17 protein-coding genes are annotated in these 18,004 nt (G+C 50.2%); 2 read left to right on the plus strand and 15 right to left on the minus strand.

Features of this window, described 5'->3' with window-relative positions; all coding sequences use genetic code 11:
* The first annotated feature begins 438 nt into the window (after positions 1–438).
* On the plus strand, positions 439–3,006 hold the full coding sequence (gene mutS / locus PT300_00470; GenBank protein ID MDF7679176.1) for a DNA mismatch repair protein MutS: 2,568 nt from the start codon (positions 439–441) through the stop codon (positions 3,004–3,006).
* Between the two features lie 211 nt (positions 3,007–3,217).
* Here mutS and rpoS read toward each other — a convergent pair whose 3' ends face one another.
* Together rpoS and nlpD are read right to left on the minus strand one after the other, a co-directional pair.
* Positions 3,218–4,210, minus strand: coding sequence for an RNA polymerase sigma factor RpoS (gene rpoS / locus PT300_00475; GenBank protein ID MDF7679177.1), 993 nt, complete (start codon positions 4,208–4,210; stop codon positions 3,218–3,220).
* 156 nt (positions 4,211–4,366) lie between these two features.
* Entirely contained in the window at positions 4,367–5,482 is a 1,116-nt protein-coding gene (gene nlpD / locus PT300_00480) for a murein hydrolase activator NlpD (GenBank protein MDF7679178.1), read from the minus strand.
* Here nlpD and PT300_00485 point away from each other — a divergent pair.
* Entirely contained in the window at positions 5,424–5,558 is a 135-nt protein-coding gene (locus tag PT300_00485; protein MDF7679179.1) for a peptidase, read from the plus strand. The two genes, nlpD and PT300_00485, sit on opposite strands and share 59 nt — an antisense overlap.
* A gap of 109 nt (positions 5,559–5,667) precedes the next feature.
* Here the strand turns inward: PT300_00485 and PT300_00490 are convergent, their stop codons facing one another.
* From PT300_00490 to PT300_00550, 13 genes are all read right to left on the minus strand, one after another.
* Entirely contained in the window at positions 5,668–6,294 is a 627-nt protein-coding gene (locus PT300_00490; protein MDF7679180.1) for a protein-L-isoaspartate(D-aspartate) O-methyltransferase, read from the minus strand.
* A gap of 98 nt (positions 6,295–6,392) precedes the next feature.
* Entirely contained in the window at positions 6,393–7,442 is a 1,050-nt protein-coding gene (gene truD / locus PT300_00495; GenBank protein ID MDF7679181.1) for a tRNA pseudouridine(13) synthase TruD, read from the minus strand.
* Positions 7,439–7,918, minus strand: coding sequence for a 2-C-methyl-D-erythritol 2,4-cyclodiphosphate synthase (gene ispF, locus PT300_00500; GenBank protein ID MDF7679182.1), 480 nt, complete (start codon positions 7,916–7,918; stop codon positions 7,439–7,441). The genes truD and ispF overlap by 4 nt, the downstream gene beginning before the upstream one ends.
* Positions 7,918–8,631 (minus strand): 2-C-methyl-D-erythritol 4-phosphate cytidylyltransferase, encoded by a 714-nt coding sequence (ispD, locus tag PT300_00505; protein ID MDF7679183.1) that lies wholly within the window; start codon positions 8,629–8,631, stop codon positions 7,918–7,920. Before ispD ends, ispF begins: the two co-directional genes overlap by 1 nt.
* A 19-nt stretch (positions 8,632–8,650) precedes the next feature.
* Positions 8,651–8,974 carry a cell division protein FtsB gene (gene ftsB / locus PT300_00510; protein ID MDF7679184.1) on the minus strand — a complete coding sequence of 108 codons (324 nt, stop codon included), beginning with the start codon at positions 8,972–8,974 and terminating at the stop codon, positions 8,651–8,653.
* 195 nt (positions 8,975–9,169) lie between these two features.
* The gene (gene cysC / locus PT300_00515) at positions 9,170–9,775 is read right to left on the minus strand and encodes an adenylyl-sulfate kinase (GenBank protein ID MDF7679185.1); all 606 of its coding nucleotides are present in this window, start codon (positions 9,773–9,775) and stop codon (positions 9,170–9,172) included.
* Positions 9,775–11,199 carry a sulfate adenylyltransferase subunit CysN gene (cysN, locus tag PT300_00520; protein ID MDF7679186.1) on the minus strand — a complete coding sequence of 475 codons (1,425 nt, stop codon included), beginning with the start codon at positions 11,197–11,199 and terminating at the stop codon, positions 9,775–9,777. Before cysN ends, cysC begins: the two co-directional genes overlap by 1 nt.
* A 9-nt stretch (positions 11,200–11,208) precedes the next feature.
* Positions 11,209–12,117, minus strand: a complete 909-nt coding sequence (cysD, locus tag PT300_00525) for a sulfate adenylyltransferase subunit CysD (protein ID MDF7679187.1) — start codon at positions 12,115–12,117, stop codon at positions 11,209–11,211.
* Between the two features lie 479 nt (positions 12,118–12,596).
* Entirely contained in the window at positions 12,597–13,316 is a 720-nt protein-coding gene (deoD, locus tag PT300_00530; GenBank protein MDF7679188.1) for a purine-nucleoside phosphorylase, read from the minus strand.
* A 55-nt stretch (positions 13,317–13,371) separates the two neighbouring features.
* Positions 13,372–14,595: a phosphopentomutase gene (deoB, locus tag PT300_00535; GenBank protein MDF7679189.1), complete on the minus strand. Its 1,224-nt coding sequence runs from the start codon at positions 14,593–14,595 to the stop codon at positions 13,372–13,374.
* A 63-nt stretch (positions 14,596–14,658) separates the two neighbouring features.
* Positions 14,659–15,981: a thymidine phosphorylase gene (gene deoA, locus PT300_00540; protein MDF7679190.1), complete on the minus strand. Its 1,323-nt coding sequence runs from the start codon at positions 15,979–15,981 to the stop codon at positions 14,659–14,661.
* 57 nt (positions 15,982–16,038) lie between these two features.
* Positions 16,039–16,818: a deoxyribose-phosphate aldolase gene (gene deoC, locus PT300_00545; protein MDF7679191.1), complete on the minus strand. Its 780-nt coding sequence runs from the start codon at positions 16,816–16,818 to the stop codon at positions 16,039–16,041.
* Positions 16,819–17,198: 380 nt separating this feature from the next.
* On the minus strand, positions 17,199–17,978 hold the full coding sequence (locus PT300_00550) for a TatD family hydrolase (GenBank protein ID MDF7679192.1): 780 nt from the start codon (positions 17,976–17,978) through the stop codon (positions 17,199–17,201).
* Positions 17,979–18,004 lie beyond the last annotated feature (26 nt).

The following is an 18,004-nucleotide window of genomic DNA, read 5'->3' on the forward strand; positions in this document are numbered from 1 at the left end:
CCTATTTCAGCGCTCTGCTACTCATTGCCGATTGCTTAACGGCTAATAATATTTGCCATTGAATGATAAAGTTGTGCTTCGTGGCACTGATTTGGCTCGGCTTTGTTGAATAAATAGATATTATGCTGCGTGCCTACAAAAACATCGGTCTTCCTCAACGTAAAATCAGAAGGTTAAGGTCAGGGTCGGAAGCTTCTCGCAGTAGAGACCAGCATTTATGACCAAAACAGGTGTGATAAAACAGCATGGTTCACTATTATTCAACAAAGCCATTTGGCTCCTGGGCCATCGGATGAACCTCTGTGATTATCAGTGATAAGATACGACTTCCGCCCTGAATTGAGTCAGGAAGCGACGCTGCCTTACTATAGGGCTTTACGGGGCGTTCCCCCAGGCAAACTGAGTACCTGAAAGACTTAAAAAATGAGTAAAATCAATATGAATGAGTCTATTGACAAGGATCTATCCGATCACACACCAATGATGCAGCAGTATCTCAGGATGAAGGCACAGCATCCGGATATTCTGTTGTTTTATCGCATGGGGGATTTTTACGAACTATTTTATGATGATGCGAAACGTGCCTCACAACTGCTGGATATCTCGCTAACCAAACGCGGTGCTTCTGCAGGCGAGCCTATCCCTATGGCCGGAATCCCTTATCATGCTGTGGAAAACTACCTTGCCCGTCTCGTTAACCAGGGGCAGTCGGTCGCCATTTGCGAACAAATCGGCGATCCGGCGACCACAAAAGGGCCTGTCGAGCGTAAAGTTGTCCGTATTGTGACTCCCGGCACCATCAGTGATGAAGCGTTACTGCAGGAGCGTCAGGACAATTTACTGGCCGCTATCTGGCAGGACAGTAAAGGTTTTGGCTATGCGACGCTCGATATCAGCTCCGGTCGTTTTCGTCTGAGCGAGCCTGCCGACCGTGAAAGTATGGCGGCAGAATTGCAGCGCACCCATCCGGCCGAGCTGCTCTATGCCGAAGATTTCACCGATTTTTCACTGATCGAAAATTACCGTGGCTTGCGTCGTCGTCCGCTATGGGAATTTGAAATCGAAACCGCACGTCAACAGCTTAATTTACAGTTTTCCACCCGCGACCTCGTCGGTTTTGGCGTTGAAAACGCGACTCGCGGACTCTGTGCCGCAGGTTGCCTGCTACAGTATGTCAAAGATACACAGCGGACTTCATTGCCTCATATTCGTGCTATCACAATGGATCGCCAGCAGGATAGCATTATCATGGACGCGGCCACTCGCCGTAACCTTGAGATCACCTGTAATCTGGCGGGGGGTTCTGATAATACCCTGGTTTCCGTCATTGATGGCACCGTTACCCCGATGGGCAGCCGTATGCTCAAGCGCTGGCTGCATATGCCAATACGGGATATCACTATTCTCACCGTCCGTCAGCAAACCATTGGCGCGTTACAGGAACATTATGCCCGGTTGCAACCTCTGTTGCGCCAGGTGGGCGATCTGGAGCGAATTCTGGCACGACTGGCTCTGCGCACGGCGCGTCCGCGTGATCTTGCCCGTATGCGCCACGCTTTTCAGCAGCTGCCAGAACTGCATACCATACTGGCCGAAATCAATGCCGAACCCGTCCAACAGTTGCGCGATAATGTGGGAGAATTCAGTGCGCTGCGTGAGCTGCTGGAACGGGCGATTATCGAAACGCCACCTGTACTGGTGCGCGATGGTGGTGTGATTGCCACAGGCTATCATGCAGAACTGGATGAGTGGCGCTCGCTGGCCGAGGGAGCCACCGATTATCTCGATAAACTGGAAATTCGCGAACGCGAACGTCTGGGGCTGGATACGCTGAAAGTGGGCTACAATGCCGTCCACGGCTACTATATTCAAATCAGCCGTGGCCAGAGCCAGCACGCGCCAATCCACTATGTTCGCCGCCAGACATTAAAAAACGCGGAACGTTATATTATTCCGGAACTGAAAGAATACGAAGATAAAGTGCTGACTTCAAAAGGGAAAGCGCTGGCACTGGAGAAACAGCTTTACGATCAACTGTTCGACCTCCTGCTGCCACACCTGGCTGACTTGCAAAAAAGTGCCAGTGCGCTGGCAGAGCTGGATGTACTAGTGAATCTTGCCGAACGCGCGGAAACCCTCCACTACTGCTGTCCGACCTTTAGCGAGAAACCGCTTATTCGTATTCATGAAGGTCGCCATCCCGTCGTTGAGCAGGTACTGAAAGAACCCTTTATTGCCAATCCGCTGGATCTCACCGCGCAACGCCGGATGTTGATCATTACCGGCCCCAATATGGGGGGAAAAAGCACCTATATGCGCCAGACTGCGCTGATCGTGCTGCTCGCCGGTATCGGGAGTTATGTTCCGGCAGAAAAAGCCGAGATCGGCCCGGTTGATCGTATTTTTACCCGTATCGGCGCGGCAGATGATTTAGCCAGCGGCCGCTCTACTTTTATGGTGGAAATGACGGAAACGGCGAATATTCTGCATAACGCCACAGAACAGAGCCTGGTGCTGATGGATGAGATTGGTCGTGGAACCTCAACCTATGATGGCCTCTCTCTGGCATGGGCCTGCGCGGAAAATCTGGCAAATAAAGTGAAAGCGCTGACCCTGTTCGCGACGCACTATTTTGAGCTGACCCAGTTACCCGACACCATGGCTGGCGTCGCTAACGTTCATCTTGATGCACTGGAACATGGCGATACGATCGCTTTTATGCACAGTGTGCAGGATGGCGCAGCCAGTAAGAGTTATGGCCTGGCTGTTGCCGCGCTGGCGGGGGTTCCTAAAGAGGTGATTAAGCGTGCGCGGCAGAAGTTGCGTGAGCTGGAAAAGCTCTCCCCCCACGCCGCCGCCACACAGACCGATGGTACACAGATGTCGTTGCTCTCCGTAGCAGAGGAGGTTTCTCCGGCCATAGAAGCGCTGACCGATCTCGATCCGGATGCATTAACTCCCCGTCAGGCCCTGGAATGGCTCTACCAGTTAAAAAGGATGCTGTAGACCCGATTCTGGCGATATTTATATTGAGATCATCTCTTCCCCCGCGTTAACGCGGGGGAAGAGTGATATATCAGACAGCGTCTGACGCTGTGGCTTTTATTGGGTTGCTGACGATGATTGTTTATGGGCAATAAACAAGACTCGTCAGAAAAACAGGAATGAAAAAATAAAAGACTCAATCACAATATTGAGTCTTTTATTGATAAAGATCTTACTCGCGAAATAACGCTTCAATATTCAGACCTTGCTCCTGCAGGATCTCTTTCAGTCGGCGCAAACCCTCAACCTGAATCTGACGCACGCGCTCACGCGTCAAACTAATTTCACGGCCGACATCTTCCAGGGTAGCCGCTTCATAGCCTAACAAGCCAAAACGTCGGGCCAGAACTTCACGCTGTTTCGCATTGAGTTCGAACAACCATTTTACAATGCTGTGTTTCATATCGTCATCCTGCGTTCTGTCTTCCGGGCCGTTCTCCCGTTCATCAGGCAGGATATCGAGCAACGCTTTTTCTGAGTCACCCCCCAGCGGGGTATCTACCGAAGTGATGCGCTCATTGAGGCGCAACATACGACTCACGTCGTCTACGGGTCTGTCCAGTTGTTCTGCGATCTCTTCCGCGCTCGGTTCGTGATCCAGCTTATGTGATAGCTCACGGGCAGTACGCAGATAGACATTCAGCTCTTTAACAATATGAATAGGTAAACGAATCGTGCGGGTTTGATTCATAATCGCCCGTTCAATCGTCTGGCGGATCCACCATGTTGCATAAGTTGAGAAACGGAACCCTCGCTCGGGATCAAACTTCTCCACCGCACGAATTAATCCTAAATTTCCTTCCTCAATCAGATCTAACAGTGCCAGACCACGATTACTGTAACGACGGGCAATTTTGACCACCAGACGCAGGTTACTTTCAATCATCCGACAGCGCGAAGCCATATCACCCCGCAAGGCGCGACGCGCAAAATAGACTTCTTCTTCGGCTGTCAATAGCGGAGAATAACCAATCTCACCAAGATAGAGCTGCGTCGCATCCAGGACACGCTGTGTAGCGCCTTGCGACAGAAGATCTTCTTCAGCCAGATCGTTATCACTGAGTTCTTCCTCTGTTAAGGCTTTCTCATCGAAAGCCCCGACTGCATTCTCATCAAATTCCACATCTTCATTTAAATCATGAAACTTCAGCGTATTCTGACTCATTAAGATGGTTCCTTACGGTGATCCCTCAACGAAGTACCTGCGCTGTACATCACCTACACAATGTCAGAAAAAACCTGCTTCTCTCCGGCTATCACGGCGATAACAGGCATTCTGACATCGATCAACTGATATGACACTTATCCGTACTTCGTCAAACTATCGCTGCGGTAAATATTGCAACGGGTTGACAGATTTCCCCTTGTAACGAATTTCAAAATGCAATCGTGTTGAACTGGTTCCGGTGCTACCCATAGTAGCGATTTTCTGCCCCGCTTTGACTTCCTGCTGCTCCCGGACCAGCATCGTATCGTTATGAGCGTAGGCACTCAGGTAATCATCGTTATGTTTGATAATAATAAGATTACCGTAACCACGCAGCGCGTTACCGGCATAGACCACACGGCCATCTGCGGTTGCGGTAATTGACTGCCCTTTACGACCCACTATATCGATACCTTTGTTGCCACCTTCTGTGCCACTAAAGTTTTCGATAATCTTGCCCTCCGTCGGCCAGCGCCATCCGGTGATCGGTACACTGGTTGACACGCTGCTGGCTGTCGGCTGAGGGCGGCTCGCTGTCGGGGCGGCCACCGGTGAAACGGTTGTTGCCGTTGTAGCAGATTCACCTTTTGTAAACATATTATTATCATTCTGTTTACCCGATGACTCAGAATACGTAATAATTGGTTGCTGTGCAACCACTGCTGCTGATTTTTGTATCGAATCCGCGATGACAGGGACGTCACGATTTTTCTGTGTCGTCGTATTATCAGCGGTTATCGACTGAGCTGACGGATTACCCACCTGTATAACCTGACCTACCTGTAAGTCATAAGGCTCAGAAATATTATTACGTTGTGCCAGATCACGAAAATCATTGCCTGTCACCCATGCGATATAAAACAGGGTATCGCCATGTTTGACGGTATAGTGACTGCCTCCGGCATAGCTACCCTTCGGAATATCGTCATATTTGCGGTTATACACGATTTTACCGTTGATCGTTTGTACCACTGGCTTACTGCTGGCGGGCGTAATGAAGGGTTGAGGTTTACTGTGGACGGTCGCCACAGGTTGCTGAGTTAGCGGTTGTTTCTGATTCGGTGTTGCTTTTTTTACCTCCCGCACGCCGGGAGACGGGGCAACGGTCGGAGATCGGTCTGTCGGCGGTGGTGTGATCAGCATTCCGGAACGGACAGGTGGTGCCGCACCTCTGTTCACCTGGCTAATCGGTGCGGGTGGATTATTACTGGGACATCCCACCAGCCACAGTGAGGACAGTGACAATAATATTATGCGGCTTACACTAACATTCAGGCTTCCTGCGCCCATTTATTTATCTCCCTGAAATAGATGAATGGACAATCGTTTGCTGGCCAGATCAATCCGATCTGAAGACCAGCAATGTGTCCTCCTTATAACCTGAATCAAACTAACAAACTTTATTAATTTTACTATCATGTTAGTTCTCCTTGTAACAGAGGAACAAAGCGCACTGTCTCGATAGTATCAATCAGAAACTCACTGCCGCGACGGCGGATCCGTTTCAGTAGCTGATGCTCATCACCAACAGGCAGAACCAGCGTTCCCCCTTCAGCCAATTGTGCCAGCAACGCTGCCGGTATTTCTGCCGGGGCGGCAGTCACAATGATAGCATCAAAGGGCGCGCGAGCCTGCCAGCCCTCCCAGCCATCACCATGACGTGTTGAAATATTATGTAAGTCCAGTTGCTTCAGACGGCGACGCGCTTGCCATTGTAAGGATTTAATTCGCTCAACCGAGCAAACATGATCAACCAGATGAGCCAGAATTGCTGTCTGATAGCCTGATCCGGTGCCAATTTCCAGCACCCGCGATTCCGGTTTCAGCATCAGTAATGCCGTCATTCTGGCGACAATATAGGGCTGCGAGATCGTTTGCCCCAGACCAATAGGTAAGGCTGTGTTATCCCATGCTTTATGTTCAAAGGCTTCATCAACGAACTTTTCGCGCGGCACAAGAGAGAGCGCTTCCAGTACTCGCTCATCAGTAATTCCCTGAGTACGTAGCTGATTCAGCAGGCTTTCGATACGCTTATTTACCATGATGTATTCTACCTGTCAGTCACCCGCCGCCAGGCCTGACAGACGAATCAAAAACCGATCGCAGAATATGCCTGCCCAGCCTGTGAAACCTGTTATCGTTATTTGGCAATAGTCGCATAATCATTCGTTATATTGATAAGTTCCCTTACCACGCTGGTCGCGAAGCTGCCCGCTGGCAACCAGAAACGTACTTCAACGGTGGCGTCATCCCACCAGTTCCAGTACATCTGTTGTGGATAGAGCAGCATAGCCCGGCGTGCTGCAACCACTTTTTCACGCATTAACAGTTCCTGCAGTGGCAGTTCATCGGCTAGTGCTGAACGCTCAGCCATCAACGCATCGCGCTGACTGCCCCACTCACCGCTACCGGGTAGTGCCGCTGTAATCATCAGCTCACGGTTATCCACCCTTGCCTGTAGCGGGTCGCGCTCTTCACATATCGCAACAAACCAACTTCCGCGCCCGGCTAATTGTAGTACGTCGCCATCAACAATCCGATTAAAATCTGGTTTTCTTAATCTAATACTGACTTGTTGATTAAACAAGCTACTACGCGCTGCCGATAACCAAAAGCTTCGTTTATTGCGATCACGCCCCGCTGCGGGATGCTCTGCCCAGTGGCGCGCCGCCAGCAAATTACTACCACCGAGACCAAAACGCTGAGCGCCAAAATAGTTTGGCACTCCTTGTTTGCTGATCGCCTGTAAGCGTTGTTCAACATCATCACGATCGCTGATCTCGCGTAAAATTAAATCAAACTGATTACCTTTCAGGGTGCCAGGGCGCAGTTTACGTTGATGACGTGTATACTCCAGCACCTGACACCCCGGCAGTTGAAAGGTGTGCAAATCAGGCATTGCTTTACCCGGAAGACGGGCACACAGCCACTGTTCAGCGACAGCATGTTTATCTTTTTGGCCAGCGAAACTGACTTCACGGGCCGGAATTTTCAGGAATTTTGCCAGCGCGTCGGCAACAAAACGGGTATTACACTCTTTTTTCAGTATCCGTACCAGCAGATGTTCACCCGCGCCATCCGGCTTAAAACCAAGATCTTCAACGACAATAAAATCTTCCGGACAGGTTTTTAATTTGCCCGATGCGCGGGGCTGACCATGCAGCCAGGTCAGATCATTAAAAGCGATCACGACTGAACCTTACGCAGTAACACCACGGCTTCACAGGCAATACCTTCACCACGGCCGACAAAACCCAGTTTTTCAGTGGTGGTCGCTTTTACGTTGATATCATCGACGTGACAACGCAAATCCTCAGCGATAACCATGCGCATACGGGGAATATGCGGCAGCATTTTGGGTGCCTGGGCAATAATCGTCATATCCACATTTCCAGCAATATAACCTCTGGACTGAACCTGGCGCCAGGCTTGACGCAATAATTCGCGGCTGTCTGCGCCTTTGAAAGCGGGATCCGTATCCGGGAAAAGTTTACCGATATCTCCCAGTCCAGCGGCACCCAGCAGTGCATCCGTCAACGCATGCAGAGCCACATCCCCATCAGAGTGCGCCACTAATCCTTTATCATAGGGAATACGCACCCCACCTATCATGATCGGGCCTTCGCCACCAAAAGCGTGTACATCAAAACCGTGTCCAATTCGCATTAAACTTTCTCCAGATAGCGGGAACGGGTAAGGTAAAACTCTGCCAGCGGCAGATCTTCCGGACAGGTCACTTTAATATTATCAGCCCGACCGACGATCAGTGCAGGATGGAAACCACAATGCTCCATTGCCGACGCTTCATCGGTGATAGTGACGCGCTCTTTCAGTGCTCGCCTCAGACAGTTGATCAGCAGCTGACGCGGGAAAAATTGCGGCGTCAGCGCATGCCACAGATCCCTGCGATCGACCGTGTGTGCAATGATCGGTTTACCCGGCTCCGCGTGTTTCATGGTATCGCGAACAGGGGTGGCAAGAATGCCTCCCGTCTGACTGGTTTGACGCAATGCCAGCAAACGATTGAGATCGTCCTGTTGCAGACATGGACGCGCCGCATCATGCACCACAACCCATTCAGCCTCTTTGGGCAGTGCCTGCAAACCGGCCAGCACTGAATCAGCCCGCTCAGCCCCACCCTCAACAACCGTGATTTGTGCATGATGAGCCAGTGGCAGCTGGTGAAAGCGGGTGTCGCCTGGCGTCACCACGATCACGATGCGCTGAATATTGACGTTTGCCAGTAATGCTGCCACGGAGTGTTCGAGAAGGGTTTTATTACCGATTGAGAGATATTGTTTCGGGCATGCTGCTTGCATACGACGACCGAGACCAGCTGCCGGTACTACGGCATAAATGCCAGCTAATGTGGCTGCCATGACATCATCCTGCGTTTGTTTATTGATTATTCTGTGTATTTTGTGTCGTTTCCGGCGGAGTACGTTTAGACGCATCGGGGATCAGACGATAAAATGTTTCGCCCGGTCGGATCATACTTAATTCATTGCGCGCACGCTCTTCGATCGCTTCCTGACCGCCGTTCAGATCGTCAATTTCCGCGAATAACTGTTCGTTACGTGCCTTTAATTTATTGTTCGTCGCTTGCTGTGCAGCAACGTCATCATATACCCGACGATAGTCATGCAGACCATTTTTACCGAACCATAGAGAATACTGTAACCAAATCAGCAAAGCCAATAGTAAAAATGTTAACTTCCCCATCTCACCCCCTGAAAAACGCCGCCATCAAGATGTGCTTTCTGTCGCCAGGAATGTAACACATTTTTGCCACCGATACCCAGACCCGTTTGCTTCGGCAAAAAAGCACTGGTAATAACTATGCCGCATATACGGGGATCGGCGATCAACAAAGCTGATAGCCAGAGAGAAGAGCCTATCCGTAATTTTATCCTGGTGTCAGGAACGAATAATATTTCGTTCGCTGAGGAGATCTAATAACTGGCGCACTAATATTGTGACCGGTTGTTCCCCATCCAGATGGATTTCTGCCTCTTCGGGAGGCTCATATTGTGAATCAATGCCGGTAAAATGATCTAATTGACCAGCACGCGCTTTTTTATAGAGTCCTTTTGGGTCCCGCGCCTCACAAACCGCCAACGGCGTATCGACAAAAATTTCAATAAAATGCCCCTCCCCCAGCCGTTCACGCACATATTGTCGCTCGCGACGGTGGGGGGAAATAAAAGCCGTCAGCACAACCAGCCCGGCATCTGCCATTAATTTCGCCACTTCTCCTGCCCGACGAATGTTCTGCTGGCGATCAGCATCACTAAAACCAAGATCACTGCATAAACCATGACGCAGATTATCGCCATCCAGTAAATAGGTACTGATCGCACGTTGATATAAAGCTTCTTCCAGCGCTCCGGCTACCGTGGATTTGCCGCTCCCCGATAAGCCGGTAAACCACAATACCACACCGCGATGACCATGATGTTGCTCACGTTGTTGTTGGGTGATCGGATGGCTATGCCAGACGATATTTTCATCACACAAGACCACTATTTACCTCCTGACACATCACGGGCATGCCAGTGTGGGAAGTGTTTACGGATCAGTTGATTTAGCTCGCGTTCAAATTCACTCACCTGGCGTGGCGAATTTTGTTCCTGCGGCTCGCGTATCATTCCTGCCCCGACAGTGGCATTGGACAGCCGATCGATAAAGATAAGGCCACCAGTTACCGGATTATCTTGATATTTGTCGACCACCAGCGGTTCGTCGAAAATCAAATCAACCAGACCGATACCGTTCAGTGGCAGGGACGCTGCGGCACAATGCGTCAGATTATTAATATCAACCTGATAGATAACCTTGTCGACGCTGGCGCGGGTTTTCTTACCGGCGATTTTGATATCGTAACTCTGACCCGCGGTCAGCGGCTGACTGGCCATCCATACGACATCGACACGTGCACCATGTACGGCGGCTAACGTCTCCTGTGCATCTACCAGTAGGTCGCCACGGCTGATATCGATCTCATCCTGCAGAACAAGCGTAATCGCTTCATCCACGCCCGCTTGTTGTAAATCACCGTCAAACGTCACAATGCGGGTAACACAGGATTCAGTACCCGACGGCAACACTTTTACCGCTTGCCCAACCCTGACCACACCGGAAGCCACCGTGCCAGAAAAGCCACGAAAATCGAGGTTGGGCCGATTGACATACTGCACCGGAAACCGTAACGGCTGATTGTCAGTGGTACGATATATTTCAATGCTATTCAGTAATTCCAGCAATGTTTGTCCGCGATACCACGGCATATGTGCGCTGCGGGACGCGACGTTGTCCCCCTCCAGCGCTGACAGCGGGATAAAATGAATATCCAGATTATCGCCAGGCAACTGATGGGCGAATGTCTGGTACTGCTGGCGAATAGTGTTAAAAATATCTTCACTGAAATTAACCAGATCCATTTTGTTAATCGCCACAACCAGGTGTTTAATGCCCAGTAATGTCGAAATGAAACTGTGGCGACGGGTCTGATCGAGCACACCTTTTCGCGCATCAATCAATAAAATAGCCAGTTCACAGGTAGACGCGCCAGTGGCCATATTGCGGGTGTACTGCTCATGTCCTGGGGTGTCCGCAATAATAAATTTACGTTTCCCGGTAGAGAAATAGCGATAAGCCACATCGATGGTAATTCCCTGCTCACGTTCGGCCTGCAGACCATCCACCAGCAGCGCCAGATCCAGTTTTTCGCCCTGAGTACCATGGCGCTTACTATCATTATGCAGCGATAAAAGCTGATCTTCATAAATCTGGCGGGTATCATGTAGCAAACGACCAATCAAGGTACTTTTTCCATCATCAACGCTACCACAGGTCAGGAAGCGTAACAGGCTTTTGTCTTGCTGGGCACGCAGATATGCTTCCACACCGCCTTCCTGTGCTATTTGCTGGACAATCGTTGTATTCATGACGATTCCTTAGAAGTAGCCCTGACGTTTTTTTAGCTCCATAGAACCAGACTGATCACGATCAATCATTCGTCCCTGGCGTTCACTGGTCGTCGAGATCAACATTTCTTCAATAATTTCCGGCAGGGATTGGGCATCAGACTCTATGGCTCCGGTGAGCGGCCAGCAGCCGAGGGTACGAAAACGAACCTTCTTTTTGCTGATAACTTCACCGGGCCGTAACTCGATACGATCATCATCCACCATGATCAACATTCCTTCCCGCTCAATCACCGGACGTTCAGCTGCCAGATACAGCGGGACAATGGCGATATTTTCCAGATAGATGTATTGCCAGATATCCAGCTCGGTCCAGTTAGACAGCGGGAATACACGGATGCTTTCGCCTTTATTAATCTGACCGTTATAGTTATGCCATAATTCCGGGCGCTGATTTTTCGGGTCCCAGCGATGAAAACGGTCGCGAAAAGAGTAAATCCGTTCTTTCGCCCGGGATTTTTCTTCATCGCGTCGGGCACCACCAAACGCAGCATCAAAGCCGTATTTTTCCAGCGCCTGCTTAAGCCCTTCGGTTTTCATAATATCAGTATGTTTAGCGCTACCGTGAACAAAGGGGTTTATTCCCATTGCTACGCCTTGCGGGTTTTTATATACCAGCAACTCACAACCATAATCCCTGGCCGTGCGATCACGAAATTCATACATTTCGCGAAATTTCCACCCGGTATCAACGTGCAACAAGGGGAAAGGCAGCGTTCCGGGATAAAATGCTTTACGTGCCAGATGTAACATCACACTGGAATCTTTGCCGATGGAGTACAACATCGTTGGATTAGCAAACCCGGCCGCGACCTCGCGAATAATAAAGATGCTTTCCGCCTCCAGTTGCCGCAAATGCGTCAGCCGTTTTCGATCCATAACTTTTCCTCAAGCGCCTGACCACCAGGCATTATTCGTGCAGGCCGTCCGGACTCCGACAGCCGGGGAAAATCGCCAGGTATGAAGATAGATTCACTATCAAAGTTCTATATATGTTAATGAATATTATTATTCACCAGAGCATAACTGACTGATAGCAGGATAGATGAGCTGTGACTATAGGATGCTATGCAGATCAAATGAAATGACGAATTGGAATGAGTTGTTACCCAAAAGAATAACCACCGGAAAAATACTTAGAGGCCTTTACGGTTAATCATTATGATCTCAAAAAAGGCCGCTGTATTTTAAACGCGTTAGAGTCTGGACACGGACAGCGCGGAGAAACCGCAGCGTACACGGAGTACGTGAGGATTTCGAGCACTGCCCAGGGACAAAATGGCAAGTAAAATAGCCTAATGGGCCAGGCTCTTAATTGTGACATAACCGCTCTCTCTACCCCCAGAGAGCGGCTTCAATCAGGCTTTATCCCCCAGCAGGACGGATTCGAGCGCGATGTTAATCATATCATTAAAGGTAGTCTGTCGTTCCTCAGCGGTGGTTTCTTCATGCGTGCGGAGATGATCAGAGATGGTGCAGATAGCCAGCGCTTTCGCTCCGTACTCTGCCGCCACACCATAGATACCCGCCGCTTCCATCTCGATGCCCAGAATGCCATATTTTTCCATCACGTCGAACATGGAGGGGTCCGGTGTGTAAAACAGATCCGCCGAGAACAGATTACCGACTCGTGTTTCAATACCCAATGCTTTTGCCGCATCGACAGCATCACGTACCATGCCGAAATCAGCAATCGCGGCAAAGTCGTGATCTTTAAAGCGCAGGCGATTAACTTTAGAGTCAGTACAAGCACCCATGCCGATGACCACATCACGGACTTTTACATCAGGACGGACTGCGCCACAGGAACCAACACGGATAATCTTCTTCACGCCAAATTCAGTGATGAGTTCTTTGGTATAAATAGAGCAGGAAGGTATGCCCATACCATGTCCCATCACCGAAATTTTGCGGCCTTTATAGGTGCCGGTGAAACCCAGCATCCCGCGCACATGGTTGACTTCCCGTGCCTCTTTCAGAAAAGTTTCCGCAATGTATTTAGCCCGCAGAGGATCACCCGGCATCAGCACAACATCGGCGAAATCACCCATTTCAGCATTAATGTGAGGAGTTGCCATTATTTTATCCTGTTGTTTTAACGATAAAGGGCGGGGAAAGCCCCGCCCAGGATTGTCAGAACATGGCTTTACCATATTCCATATCGGAGGTGGCGAAATATTTCGCCAGGGTCTGGCCGATATCCGCAAAGGTGGTACGGTGACCCAGTGATCCTGGTTTCACTTTGGGGCCATACACCAGCACCGGAATGTGTTCACGGGTATGGTCAGTGCCGCTCCATGTCGGGTCACATCCGTGATCCGCGGTGAGGATCAGAATGTCGTCTTCTCCGACCAGTTCCATAAGTTCCGGCAGGCGGCGATCAAACAGTTCCAGTCCGGCAGCATAACCTGAAACATCACGGCGGTGTCCCCAGGAAGAGTCAAAATCGACGAAGTTAGTGAAGACTATGGTTTTGTCTCCCGCCTCTTTTATCTCTTTGATGGTGGCATCAAATAGCGCATCCAGCCCCGTGGCTTTGACCTTTTTAGTGATCCCACAGTTGGCATAGATATCCGCAATTTTACCGACGGACACCACGTGGCCACCTTTCTCATCCACCAGTTTCTGCAGGATGGTCGCTGAAGGCGGTTCTACTGCCAGATCATGGCGATTGCCGGTACGCTGGAAATGCCCCGCTTTATCGCCAATAAACGGACGCGCAATGACCCGGCCGATATTGTAGCCACCTTTTGTTAACTCTTCACGCGCGATTTCGCACAGTTCATACAGTTTATCAAGGCCATAAGTCTGTTCGTGACAGGCAATCTGGAATACGGAGTCAGCCGAGGTATAGAAAATCGGTTTGCCGGTTCTCATATGCTCTTCGCCAAGCTTATCCAAAATGACCGTACCGGACGAGTGGCAATTCCCGAGATAGCCCGGTAATTTTGCACGCTTAACCAGCGTATCCAGTAATTCCTGGGGAAAACTATTTTCAGTATCATCGAAATAGCCCCAGTCAAACAGCACCGGTACACCCGCAATTTCCCAGTGGCCTGATGGTGTATCTTTACCAGAAGATATTTCCTGTGCCCATCCATAAGCACCGACGATATCAGCCTGACCATCCATGCCTGGCGGGATGGTGCCGGTAGATCCTTCGTGTGCTTTTGCCAGTCCGAGGCGAGTGAGATTAGGCAAATTCAGCGGCCCCTGCCGTCCATGACTGGCGTTTCCTTTGGCACACTCTTCTGCAATGTGTCCCAGTGTGTCTGAGCCCTGATCGCCAAAACGAGCGGCGTCTTCCGCTGCGCCTATGCCGAAAGAGTCCAGAACCATAATAAATGCACGCTTCATAGTGGAGCCTCCATACTTTTTGACGCTATAAAAAAGCGATCCCGTCTGTCATATGACATACGGTTATTCGGTTATCCGACGATAAACTGTCGGCGTTTTTTCCGCTGCCGTATTGGCCAGTGTCATCGCTGCCTGTACTGCTTTGGCCGCTTCCTGCCAGCTCGCTTCATCTCTGGCATGGATCATGGCTAATGGCCGTTGACTATCAACACGATCCCCAAGGCAAACCACATCCGTTAAGCCAACGCTGTAGTCAATCGGATCAGATGCCTGACGGCGTCCTCCACCCATTGATACCACCGCCATGCCTAACGCGCGGGTATCCATTTCAGATACAAAGCCTTCGCCTTTAGCATAAACGGCCCGATGCAGAGGGGCAGCCGGTAAATATTTATCATAATTATCGATAAAATCATTCGGCCCGTTTTGCGCTGCGACCATCCGGCCAAAACGCTCTGCCGCCTGGCCATTGTCCAGTACCGCCTGCAACTTCTGTCGCGCTTCTGCTTCGTCGCGCGCCAGTTTGCCAGAGATTAACATTTCGACACACAATGCCATCGTGACGTCAAACAGTCGTGGATTGCGATATTCTCCGGTCAGGAATTGCACAGCCTCGCGGACTTCAACCGCATTCCCGGCGCTGGATGCCAGCACTTGATTCATGTCGGTTAGCAGCGCGGTGGTGCGCACGCCCGATCCATTCGCCACACCAACGATCGCTTCCGCCAGCGCGGTAGAAAGTTCATAGGTCGGCATAAAAGCGCCGCTGCCTGTTTTCACATCCATGACCAGAGCATCAAGACCTTCCGCCAGCTTTTTCGCCAGAATCGAAGCGGTGATCAGGGGGATGGAGTCAACGGTTGCGGTAATGTCACGGGTGGCATAGAAGCGTTTGTCAGCCGGTGCCAGCGAGCTGGTCTGGCCGATAATCGCCACGCCCACCTCTTTGATGATGGTACGGAAACGGTCATCATTCGGGAAGATGTCAAAACCGGGTATCGCTTCCAGTTTGTCGAGAGTACCACCGGTATGACCAAGGCCACGCCCGGAGATCATCGGTACATACCCGCCACAAGCTGCCACCATCGGTCCCAGCATCAGTGATGTGACATCACCCACCCCACCGGTAGAGTGCTTATCGACGATCGGGCCGTGGAGATTGAGTCCTTTCCAGTTCAGAACAGTACCCGAATCACGCATTGCCATCGTCAGAGAAACACGTTCTGGCATCGACATATCATGAAAGAAGATAGTCATCGCCAGTGCAGCGATTTGTCCTTCCGAGATAGTGTTATCACGGATCCCATTAATGAAAAAACGGATTTCATCATCGCTTAATGGATGACCATCACGTTTTTTACGGATAATTTCTTGTGCGAGAAACAAAGTCCCTCCCAGGTATCAAAGTGAAGTGCGGCAGATTATCTGCCGCAGCAAAGAGAATTAGTAATGACTGGAGCTTTTACCATCACCATGACCCAATGCTTTCAGCAAGCTTGCCAGTAAGCTGGAAGCGCCAAAGCGGTAGTGGCGGGAGTCGGCCCACTCTGCGCCAAACAGTTCATCGGCAATCGCCAGATAATGCTGCGCATCTTCTGCGGTACGTACTCCCCCTGCCGGTTTAAAGCCCACCGTTTTCGCCACACCCATATCACGGATCACTTCCAGCATAATACGCGCGCTTTCCGGCGTTGCGTTGACCGGAACTTTACCAGTCGAGGTTTTAATAAAATCGGCACCTGCCTTGATGGCAATTTCCGATGCTTTCCGAATCAGGGCTTCTGTTTTCAGTTCGCCGGTTTCGATGATCACTTTCAGCAATACATTAGCGGCGGCACAGGCTTCCTTACAGGCTTTCACCAGTTCAAACCCGACTTTTTCGTTACCCGCGATCAGTGCGCGATACGGAAAGACGACATCCACTTCATCGGCGCCGTAAGCAATGGCCGCGCGTGTTTCTGCCAGCGCGATATCAATATCATCATTACCATGCGGAAAATTAGTGACGGTGGCGATATGAATATCTGGCGTACCCTGTTGGTTGAGGGTTTTACGCGCAATGGGAATAAAACGTGGATAGATGCAGATGGCGGCGGTATTGCCGACCGGCGTTTTCGCCTGATGGCAGAGCTTAATCACCTTTTCGTCGGTGTCATCCTCATTCAGGGTAGTCAGATCCATGAGTTGTAAAGCACGCAGGCTGCTTGCGGATAAATCAGTCATTTTATACTCCGACGGCTTCTGTGCCGACTTAACATATTATTCATTACACAGACATGTGATTATTATAACATTTTTATCTTCTCACATTTCGACATGTATCACAGTTAGAAAAATCGACATGTTCTGTATAACACCCGAATAGCGTGAATATACATCATGAGGCAGGAAAAAATCTCGTTATTTTTGTATGGCAGCACAAATTATCGCGTGGGGTCAGTGGGCAATTCCATGCACGAGAAATGTTATAATAGTAACATTTAACGGACAAAAAATATCCTTCAGGCTGAAATAATAGTCGCCCGGAAGAAAGAATCAACGGCTCATAACGCACGATTCAGGATTCTACAGGCGACTATTGACAGGAAAAATCAAGAGCAAGATTACTGAAGCCGAAACAATTGCTGGCTATTTTGGTATAAGGTATGGGCAATCACGTGCTGTGGTTCCGGGCGCAACTGACAGAGTGCAGCAAAAACCTGCGCAATCCGCTCTGGCCGGTTAGGTTGCCCCTGATAGCCATTCAGTGGCATATCAGGGGCATCGGTTTCCAGTACTAATGCCGATAATGGCAACGTGGCCATGACGTGACGGGTTTTACTGGCGCGTTGATAGGTGATGGTTCCGCCAACCCCTATTTTGTAGCCCAATTGCACAAAACGCTGCGCCTGTTGCAGGCTGCCGGCGAAACCATGTACGACGCCCGTTCTGGGCAATGCATACTTTCTTAGCAACATCGCCAGTTTATCGTGAGTGCGCCGGGAGTGCAGAATAACTGGCAGATCATAGCGTTTTGCCAGTTGTAGTTGTGCCTCCAGCAGCGCTTGCTGACGGTCAAATTGTGGATTTTGACGATAGAGATCGAGCCCTATTTCGCCTATCGCAACCAGCTTGTAGTGGCGATGTTGCACATAAGTGGCAAGCTGCTCAAGGCTCTGTTCATCATGATGTTCAATTATTATCGGATGTAATCCGAGAGCGGCATAGATAGCATCATGACGCTCTGCCAGCGCCAGCACTCTGGCGAAGTTGTCCGCTTCGATAGCGGGCACGATAATCTGCCTCACCCCCTTTTCCGCCGCCCGGGCAAGGCTTTCTGTTTCATGCCCGGTGAACGGCGGAAAATCAAAATGACAATGAGTATCGATAAATGGCCACATAATGACAAATCCTCATTATCGCTTTTGAG

The organism is Enterobacteriaceae bacterium ESL0689 (genome assembly GCA_029433525.1).
Lineage (GTDB): Bacteria > Pseudomonadota > Gammaproteobacteria > Enterobacterales > Enterobacteriaceae > JAQTIF01.